The 8,583-nt window shown below is 69.4% G+C and carries 8 protein-coding genes; 1 reads left to right on the top strand and 7 read right to left on the bottom strand.

Annotation, left to right across the window (positions count from 1 at the left end; all coding sequences use genetic code 11):
* Positions 1–56: 56 nt before the first annotated feature.
* From B3587_RS13010 to B3587_RS12980, 7 genes are all read right to left on the bottom strand, one after another.
* The gene (locus B3587_RS13010; protein ID WP_292729330.1) at positions 57–677 is read right to left on the bottom strand and encodes a hypothetical protein; all 621 of its coding nucleotides are present in this window, start codon (positions 675–677) and stop codon (positions 57–59) included.
* 82 nt (positions 678–759) lie between these two features.
* Positions 760–1,368, bottom strand: coding sequence for an alkylhydroperoxidase domain protein (locus B3587_RS13005; protein ID WP_292729327.1), 609 nt, complete (start codon positions 1,366–1,368; stop codon positions 760–762).
* Positions 1,365–1,997 carry a CMD domain protein gene (locus B3587_RS13000; RefSeq protein ID WP_292729323.1) on the bottom strand — a complete coding sequence of 211 codons (633 nt, stop codon included), beginning with the start codon at positions 1,995–1,997 and terminating at the stop codon, positions 1,365–1,367. Before B3587_RS13000 ends, B3587_RS13005 begins: the two co-directional genes overlap by 4 nt.
* A gap of 18 nt (positions 1,998–2,015) precedes the next feature.
* Entirely contained in the window at positions 2,016–2,768 is a 753-nt protein-coding gene (locus B3587_RS12995) for an ABC transporter ATP-binding protein (RefSeq protein ID WP_228179006.1), read from the bottom strand.
* Entirely contained in the window at positions 2,765–3,727 is a 963-nt protein-coding gene (locus B3587_RS12990; RefSeq protein ID WP_228179005.1) for an ABC transporter ATP-binding protein, read from the bottom strand. Before B3587_RS12990 ends, B3587_RS12995 begins: the two co-directional genes overlap by 4 nt.
* Positions 3,724–5,718, bottom strand: a complete 1,995-nt coding sequence (locus B3587_RS12985; RefSeq protein WP_292729316.1) for an ABC transporter permease — start codon at positions 5,716–5,718, stop codon at positions 3,724–3,726. Before B3587_RS12985 ends, B3587_RS12990 begins: the two co-directional genes overlap by 4 nt.
* 119 nt (positions 5,719–5,837) lie before the next feature.
* Entirely contained in the window at positions 5,838–6,995 is a 1,158-nt protein-coding gene (locus B3587_RS12980; protein WP_292729313.1) for an ABC transporter substrate-binding protein, read from the bottom strand.
* A gap of 247 nt (positions 6,996–7,242) precedes the next feature.
* Between B3587_RS12980 and B3587_RS12975 the strand changes: the two genes are divergently transcribed.
* Positions 7,243–8,583: FAD/NAD(P)-binding protein (locus B3587_RS12975; protein WP_292729310.1), on the top strand; the 1,341-nt coding region annotated here is incomplete at its 3' end.

Below are 8,583 nucleotides of genomic sequence, written 5' to 3'. Positions count from 1 at the left end.
CATGAATGAACGTTATCGCGCGGGCGCGGGCACGAAGTCCTCCGCGCGCCGCTCGATCAGAAACCGAAGTCGCCGAAGTCCCCGAATCCACCGTCGGCGAAGCCCGCGTCCCCGCCTCCGGCGGCATCGCTCCACCCGGTATCGGCCCCGGTGTCGGCAGCGGTATCGGCGGGTGCGGCATCCGCGGCCCCCGCGTCGGCGGCGAACATGGGAGCCATGAACGCCGACACGAGCGCGGAGCCGATGACGTACCCCGCGACGGTGCCCAGCAGAGACGAGCCCACCATGGAGCCGAAAGTTGGGCCCTGGCGCTGGCCACCGAGAGTGCGCTCCATAGCGCCCGGGTTCATGTATTCCGCGCGGGTGGCGGCTCGGGCCATGTCGTTCGGGTCGGCTGACCGCGGCCGCTCGGATGCCGGGAGCGTCGCGGTCATGTCGGCCAGAACCTGCTGGCGCTGCGGCTCGGTGAGCTTCGCGAAAGCCTCGGCGTGGACCTGCTCGATCGTCTCGGGAGGTGCGGTGCGCAGCAGGTACCGGTAGCGCTCGATCGCGAGCTCGTCTTCGCTCTTGGGCGGCGTGGTGGACGGATAGCCGGCGGCGCGCGACGAGGCGGGCTGCTGGGCGTATGGCTGCCGGTGCTGGGGCTCGGTGCCGAAGAGTCGGTCAAGGAATCCCATGGTGTCCTCCGTGGTGTCGGGTTCGGGGACTCTTGACGTTATCGAGGGCAGCTTTGCGACCGCTGTGAGGTGGGGGGCGTCCTCACTCCGTGGGCGGAACCCCCGGTTCGCCGATCGAGAGCATGAGGCGGTTCGCCCAGTTGAAGAAGGCGCCCGACAGGATCGTGTCGAGCACTTCCAGGTCGTCGAGTCCGGCTGCCTCGAGGCCCGCGATCTCGTCGGCCCCGAACGTGGCGGGCGTGGCAGTGAGCGCGACCGTGGCGTCGACGATCGCGTCCCAGCGCGGGTCGATCCGCGTCGAGACACCCTCGTCGAGCAGACGCTGCACGTCTTCGCGCCTGCCGGAGTACTGCGTCGTAAACGCCGAGTGCACTGATGCGCAGTAGACGCAGCCGTTGACGCGGGATGCCGCGGTCGCGGCGAGCTCCCGTTCGGCACGTGGCAGCCCGGCATCCGTATTCAAGAAGATGTCGAGGTCAGTCTTGGTGCGCTCCCGCAGGATGTCGGGGTCGCGCACGAGCAGCCGGAAGTACGGGTTCTTGACGCGCGAGCGCTGGACGAGCGCTTCGTAGTGGTGGTCGGTGACCTCGTCGATCGGCAGCGGCTCGACCCACGGCACCCAGTCGAGGGTGTCCTGCGTGAAACGGGTGGGCGCGACGAGATCGGCGGGGGCGGGGATGATGGCGCTCATCGGCCGGCTCCTTCCGTGACGGATGCGGCACGCGTCGCCTGCAGGGCAGTGAGCCCCGCGACGACCCGCAGCTGGAACGCGAGGAAGGCGACCAACTGAGACAGGGTGACGATGCCGGTGGCGCTCCACCCGGCATCCTCGAGGCGACGCAGGTCGTCGGGGGCGGCATCGCGCGGGTGCAGCGTCAGTAGATGTGCGTGTTCGAGGGCGGCGGCGAGTCGGTCGCCGAGCACGTAGCTGGCGGCGACGTCGGTGATCTCGAAGCGCGGGCCCGGGACGCTCTCGGGGGCGTTGTCGGCGGTGAAGTTCCCGTAGGGGCCGACGGGGGCAAGCTCCTGGGCGGATGCTGCGAGCTCGATGACGGTGGCGGCGATGCGCTCGTCGCCCTCCCCCTCGAGCCGCGCGCGGTAGTGGGCCACAGCGGATTCCTGCCGGTGCAAAGACGCGACGAACGTCGCGATCGCGGCGCGCTCCGGGATGCTCGCGTGCGACACATCCGCGGGCGCGAAGAGCGCGTCGTAGCTCCCCTGCGCATGCGTGCGCGATTCGGGACGGCGGGCGCGCAGCTCGTCGAGGGGGGAACCCGGCGCGATGCCCGCGAGGGTGTCGATGACGTCGGTGGTCGACATGCGTGTCCTTTCGTGCGGTCAGGCGGTAGTTTGGCCGAGGTAGGCCTCACGTACCTGCGGGTTGGCGATCAGTTCGGATGCGGCACCCTCGAGGCGCACGGTGCCCCCGGCGAGCACGTAGCCGCGATGGGCGATCGAGAGGGCGAGCTCTGCGGCCTGCTCGACCATGAAGACGGCGACGCCGCGCTCGGTGTTGATGCGCTGGATCGTGTCGAGCACCTGGTCAACGATGATCGGCGCGAGCCCCATGGTGGGTTCGTCCATGCAGATCAGGCGCGGGCGCGACATGAGGGCGCGCGCGAACGCGAGCATCTGCTGCTCGCCGCCCGACATCGTGCCGGCCTCCTGCGTGCGCCGCTCTGCGAGGCGCGGGAACAGGTCGTACTGGTTGTCGAGGTCTTCGCGCAGGGCGCGCGCGCCGCCGCGGCGGGTGTGGGCTCCGACGAGAAGGTTCTCTTCGATCGTCATCTCGGGAAAGACGCGGCGTGCCTCAGGCACGCTCGCGATCCCGGCACGCACGACATCGGCTGTCGTGTCGCCCAGGATGCTGCGTCCGTCGAACCGGATCTCGCCGCTGCGGGGCTTCACGAGGCGCAGGATCGTCTTCATCGTCGTGGACTTGCCCGAGGCGTTGCCGCCGAGCAGCGACACGATCTCGCCCTCGTGGATGCGGTAGCTGACGTCCTGCAGTGCGTGGAACTCGCCGTAGTAGACGTTGACGCTCTGCACGTCCAGGAGGGGCGCCGCCGACGGCGCGTTCTCGGCGCTCATCGCGCGTCTCCTTCCGTGGGCGGGGTCGGTTCGTCCCCGGTCTGCGCGGGTTCGACGGTGGTCGGGGCGGGATCCTCGATCGCGTCCTCGATGTGGTGCGTGCGGGCGACCACCGTGCCGCGGCGCGACCCGAGGTACGCGGCGATTACGGCGGGGTCGTTCTGCACCTGGTGCGGCGTTCCCTCCGCGATGATGCGGCCGCCGTCCATCACGATCACGCGGTCCGAGATCGTCATCACGAGCTCGAGCTTGTGCTCGACGACGACCATCGTCTGCCCCTGCGCCTTGAGCTCGAGCAGCTGGTGCATGACTTCCTTGGTCTCGGAGACGTTCATCCCGGCGGTCGGTTCGTCCAGCAGCAGCAGGCGAGGGTCGGATGCGAGGGCACGCGCGATCTCGGTGCGCCGACGGTTCGCGTACGACAGGGTCGCGGCGGGGTCGTTGCGGCGGGCGGTGAGCCGCGTCGCGAACCGTTCGAGCTGCGCCGTGACGCGGGCATCGAGGTCGGCAGCCTCGCGCCGCTGCGCAGGGGTGCCGACGATCGCGAGCACCGTCTCGACGATCAGCGCGATCCACCGCAGCACGGGGATGCGGCGCAGCCGCGGCAGCGGTGCGGATGCCCGCACGAGCGGAGTCTGACCGACGAGCACGTTCTCTTCGACGGTGGCGTTGCCGAAGACGCGGCCGTTCTGGAAGGTACGGCGCAGGCCGGCACGCGCGATGACGTCGGGGGTGCGTCCCGCGATGTCGGTCTGGCCGAGCACAACGTCGCCGCGATCGGGGCGCAGCTCACCCGCGAGCAGGTTGATCGTGGTCGTCTTGCCGGAACCGTTGGGTCCGATGATGCTGACGACCTCCCCGGGCGCGACGTGGAACGAGATCCCGTCGACGGCGGCGAGGGCGCCGAACGACTTCGCGAGGTCGGTGACCCGCACGAGCGGTGTCGTGGCCGCGCTCATGAGCGGGTCTCCTCTCCCCCGTCGGTACCGGTTCGCTCGGCAGGGCCGGTTCGCTCGGCCGCGCCGGTTCGTGCGCGACCGGCGGGCGTGAGGGTTCCCACGAGCCCCGCGGATGCCGACTGCTCGGCGACCACCGGGGTGCCGGCATCCGCGCGACGAAAGAGCCGCGCGAACGGCAGCGGAAGCGTCCACATGCCCTGGGGGCGGAACCAGATCAGCAGCAACAACACGACGCCGTAGATGAGCAGCCGTGTCTCGCTCGCGACCCGGAACAGTTCGAGGCCGCCGACCAGAACGATCGAGCCGAGCACCGCTCCGAACGGGCGCAGCATGGAGCCCAGCACGGCGATGATGACGATCTGGAACGACAGGTTCGGGTTGAAGATCTTGGGCTCGACGAACCCGAATTGTGCCGCCCAGAACGCGCCGGCGACACCGGCGATGAACCCGCCGATCCCGAACGCGAGGGACTTGTACTGCGGGGTCGCGATTCCCGCGGATCGTGCGGCGACCTCGTCGTCGCGGATCGCGCGCCACGTCAGGCCCAGGTGCGATCGTCCGAGGCGGTGGACGAGCAGGATGAGCACGAGCAGGATGCCGAGGCCGAGCGCATAGAACTGGGTTGTCGAGGAGATCTGGATGCCGAAGATGTCGGGCAGGGGGATCTGCGCGATGCCGCTGCCGCCCCCGGTGATCGGGGTCGCGACCAGCAGCACGGCCGAAATGGCAGCGCCCGTGGCGAGGGTCGCGATGGCGGGATAGTGCCCCGACAACCGCCACGAGGGGGCGTTGAGCACGGCGATGAGCACGGCGGAGACGAGTCCCGCCAGGGGGGCGGCGACGAGGAACGGGAGCCCGGCATCCTTCGTCAGCATCGCCGCCGCATACGCTCCCAGGGCTACCGGTCCCGCCTGGCCGAGCGAGAGCTGCCCGGCAGCGCCGCCGATCACCGTCATCGACAGGGCAATCATCGCGAAGGCGAGGATCTGCACACCGATCTGCACGGCGTAGCCGTCGAAGACGCCCGGGATCGTCGGGATGAGCGCGAGTGCGATCAGCACCGCGACCTGCCAGCGCCGCATGACGACGGGACGAGCCTGGGCGAAGAAGGTCCCGGTGAGCGGTTCGCGGCGCACGGTCTTCTTGCCGAGGATGCCCTCGGGCCGGATCCAGAGGACGAGCAGCAACGCACCGAACGTGATGAGTTGGCGCGCCGAGTCGCCCCACAGGCCCACGCCGAAGGCTTCGGCGACACCGAGCACGAGGCCGCCGATGACGGCGCCCAGGAGCGACCCGAGTCCGCCGATCGCGGCTGCGGCGATACCGGCCAGGCCGATCTGGAAGCCCTGCGTCGGGGCGATCGTCGTGAAGTACGCGGCGACGAGCACACCCGCGAGCCCGCCGAGGGCAGCCGAGACCATGAACGCGATCGACTGCACGCGCGCGACCGGCACTCCCATCTGCGCCGCCGCTTCACGGTCCTGCGAGGTCGCGCGGATCGCACGGCCGAGCTTGGAGTAGCGCAGGACGCCGGCGAGCACGAGCATGAGCGTCACGCTCGTGACCAGGATGACGACGTCGATGAGCCGCAGCGTGATGCCGCCGATCTGCCACGTGATGTCGGGAAGGCCCGAGTCGAAGCGGCGCACCTCGGGCCCGAAGACGATTTGGGTGAGGTTGTCGAGGATGATCATCACCGCGATCGTGGCGAGCACCGCCGCGATCGGCGCCTTGCCCGCGAAGGGGCGGACCGCGACGAGGTTGATGAGCCACCCGAGGGCCGCTGTGACGGCGATCGCCGCGAGGGCGCCGAGCCACAGCGGCATCCCGAGGTTCGACGTGACGACCCACCCGACCATGGCTCCCACGGCGAACAGCGACCCGTGCGCGAAGTTCACGACGTTCGCGACGCCGATCACGAGCGAAAGGCCCAACGCCACCAGGGCGTAGGCGTTTCCGTTGATGAGGCCGGCGATGAGCAGGTCGAACACGAGGCTCCAGGGGTCGGGAGGGGACGGTGCGAGTCGGGAGGCGGATGCTGAAATGCGAGAGCCCGGATGACCGAGGCCCTAGTGCTTAGGGAGTGAAGCCCCGGTCATCCGGTGTGGGCTCAGCCGACCTGGTCGGTGAGCACGAACTGTCCGTCCTCGACGACCAGCCACTGGAAGCGCGGGCGGTCGATACGACGCTCGTCGTTGTAGGTGGCGGTGCCATAGATGATGGACGGGATATCGGTGCCGTCGCGCAGGGCGTTGCGGATTCCCTCACGGTCGAGGGTCTCGGCGTTCTCGGCCGCCCACGCCAGTTGCTTCAGACCGTCGTAGGCGTACGCGGCGAACAGGTTGGGCGCGTGCCCGAACTCCTCGGTGTAGGCGGTCACGAAGCTCTCGACCGCCGGGTCGTCGGACTCGGGGTAGAACGTCGTGTCGACGTACACACCCTCGGCGGCATCCTGGGCCAGATCGAGGAACTCGGCGGAGTAGTTGGACCCCACAGCGAGGAACGGAACGTCCAGGCCCGTCTGCTCGGCCTGCTGCACGAGGAGGGCGGTGGTGCCGTAGTACGTGTAGAAGATCACGACGTCGGGGGCCGCGTCGCGGGCCTGCACGAGCTGCGGGCGGAAGTCGGTCGAGGTCTCTTCGACGGGCGAGCTGTAGACGATCGTGTCGCCGTTCTGCTCAGCCTGATCCTGCAGCACCTCGAACGCCGTGTTGCCCCAGTCGGTGTTGAGGTAGAAGACGGCGATGTTCGAACCGATCTCGTGAGCGGCATCCTCGATGACCCGGGCCTCGACTGCCTGCGTGACGGACGGGCTGAAGATGTAGTCGCCGGTCGCGGTGAACTCGGGATGCGAGTTGGTGATGCCCAGCTGCAGCAGACCCGCGCGCTGGTAAATCGGGCTCGCGACCATCGAGGTGGCCGACGAGAAGTCACCCAGCACCGCGAGGACCGAGTCGTCGCTGACGAAGCGCTGCGCGATCGTGGTGGCCTGGCTCGCCTCCCCCTGGCTGTCTTGGAAGTCGATCTGCACCTCGCGGCCGTTGACGCCGCCGGCGCCGTTGATCTCGTCGAGGGCGATCGCAAAGCCTTCCTGCCAGTTCTCGCCGTACTCGGCCTGGTTGCCGGTCAGGGGACCCGAGACGCCGAAGACGATCGGTTCGGTGCTGTCGGCATCCGTACCTCCGCTGCTGGAGGCGCAGCCTGCCGCGACGAGTGCTGTCGCGGTGAGGGCGGCGGCTGCCGCAAGGGTGCGCGTGCGCAGATTCATGCTGACTCCTGGTGAGAAGGGATGCTGTGGCGCCGTGGAATACGGACACTGCCGCTTTCGTCGTGAAGCGGCCTGGCTATCTTGCGCTCCGGCCGCCGAGATCACGCAGTCGGGCCGTCATGAAGCGAAGCATTTCGTCACATTCATCCGATTCGACTGTCACAGATCGCGCTTCATGCGGCGTCCAGACGACCGTTTGTGACAGCCGAATTCGCGTTTCGGCCCGGAGTTGCCTAGACACGAAGGTATGTCTGCCACCTCCGCGATCGCGCTCGTCGGCGGGGGGCCGCGCGGCGTCTCGCTGCTCGAGCGCGTCGTCTCGGCGCTCGCCGAGCGCGCGGACCCCGACGCGACCCGCATCGACGTGTACCTGATCGACGATGTCGAGGTGGGCGCGGGCCGAGTGTGGCGCACAGACCAGACGCGCGAGCTGTGCATGAACACCCTCGCCGATGCCGTGACACTCTTCACCGACGACTCGGTGCAGATGGTCGGCACCGTGCGACCCGGTCCGACGCTGTACGAGTGGGCGATCCTCGCTGCCCACGCCGAGGCGCCGGTTGCGCGGACGGCCGAGATCGTGGCGGCCATTCCTGCGCCGCGTCGGGCGGGATTCGCCGAGGCGCCGGTGCGCGCCGGTTTCGCGTCGGACTACGCGGGCGAACTCGGGGCGCTGCGCCCAGAGTCGCATCCCAGCCGGTCGCTGTACGGCGAGTACATCGCCTGGGCGCTCGCGCGCGTCATCCGTGTGGCGCCGGACGGTGTCCGGGTGCACACGCGCACCGGGCGCGTGAGGGCGATCGTCGAACGCGGCGGACGTCAGGAGCTGCAGATCACGGATGCCGAGGGCGGCGCGACCGAGATCACCGTCGATGCCGTGGTGTTGGCGACAGGGTGGCTTGCGAACCTTCCCACCGCCGAGGAGCGGCAGCTGTCGGCATCCGTCTCGGCTCGACCCGAGCTCGTGTGGGTGGCACCGGGGAACCCTGTCGACCAGGATCTCTCACGCGTGCCCGCGGGCGAAGACGTCATCATCCGGGGCCTCGGGATGGGATTCTTCGACACCGTCACACTGCTCACTCTCGGTCGCGGCGGACGGTTCGTCATGGATGCCGGCGCGGCGGGTGGTCTTCGGTACGAGGCGTCGGGCGCCGAGCCGATCCTGTGGGCGACCTCACCCCGGGGTGTGCCGTACCGCGCCAAGACGCTGTACGGGAGCCTGCCGCCGCGCGCACCGCAACGGCACCTGCGCGCCGTGCTCGATGCCGGCGTGTCGCGTCCGATCGACGTCGAGGGACTGCTGTGGCCGGCGATCCGCAAGGACGCGTTCGAGGCGTACTACGAGACGCTGCACCGGACCCGTCCCGGGGCGCTGACCGGCTCGTGGGACCAGCTGCGGGCGGCGATCGCGGCGGATGCCGGTGACGCCGAGTCCCTGGCCGCGGCTGCCGCGCCTTACGTGGCTAACTCCTCAGATCTGTTCGATCTGAGCGCCGCACTCGACCCGTCCCGCCGATCCTTCGCGAATCGTGAGGAGTTCGACACCTGGGTCGCGGAGTTCCTCGCCGACGATCTGCGCGAAGCCGAA

The organism is Microbacterium sp. UBA837, from assembly GCF_002296025.1.
In the GTDB taxonomy this organism is placed as follows: Bacteria; Actinomycetota; Actinomycetes; order Actinomycetales; family Microbacteriaceae; genus Microbacterium.
Note: the sequence above shows the minus strand (reverse complement) of the source record. Positions and strands in the feature narration are given on the sequence as shown.

Excerpts from the sequence above, each read along its gene's own strand:
- B3587_RS12990 (WP_228179005.1), bottom strand. The coding sequence starts at position 3,727 with ATGAGCGCGGCCACGACACCGCTCGTGCGGGTCACCGACCTCGCGAAG.
- B3587_RS12995 (WP_228179006.1), bottom strand. The coding sequence starts at position 2,768 with ATGAGCGCCGAGAACGCGCCGTCGGCGGCGCCCCTCCTGGACGTGCAG.
- B3587_RS12980 (WP_292729313.1), bottom strand. The coding sequence starts at position 6,995 with ATGAATCTGCGCACGCGCACCCTTGCGGCAGCCGCCGCCCTCACCGCG.
- B3587_RS13005 (WP_292729327.1), bottom strand. The coding sequence starts at position 1,368 with ATGAGCGCCATCATCCCCGCCCCCGCCGATCTCGTCGCGCCCACCCGT.
- B3587_RS13010 (WP_292729330.1), bottom strand. The coding sequence starts at position 677 with ATGGGATTCCTTGACCGACTCTTCGGCACCGAGCCCCAGCACCGGCAG.
- B3587_RS13000 (WP_292729323.1), bottom strand. The coding sequence starts at position 1,997 with ATGTCGACCACCGACGTCATCGACACCCTCGCGGGCATCGCGCCGGGT.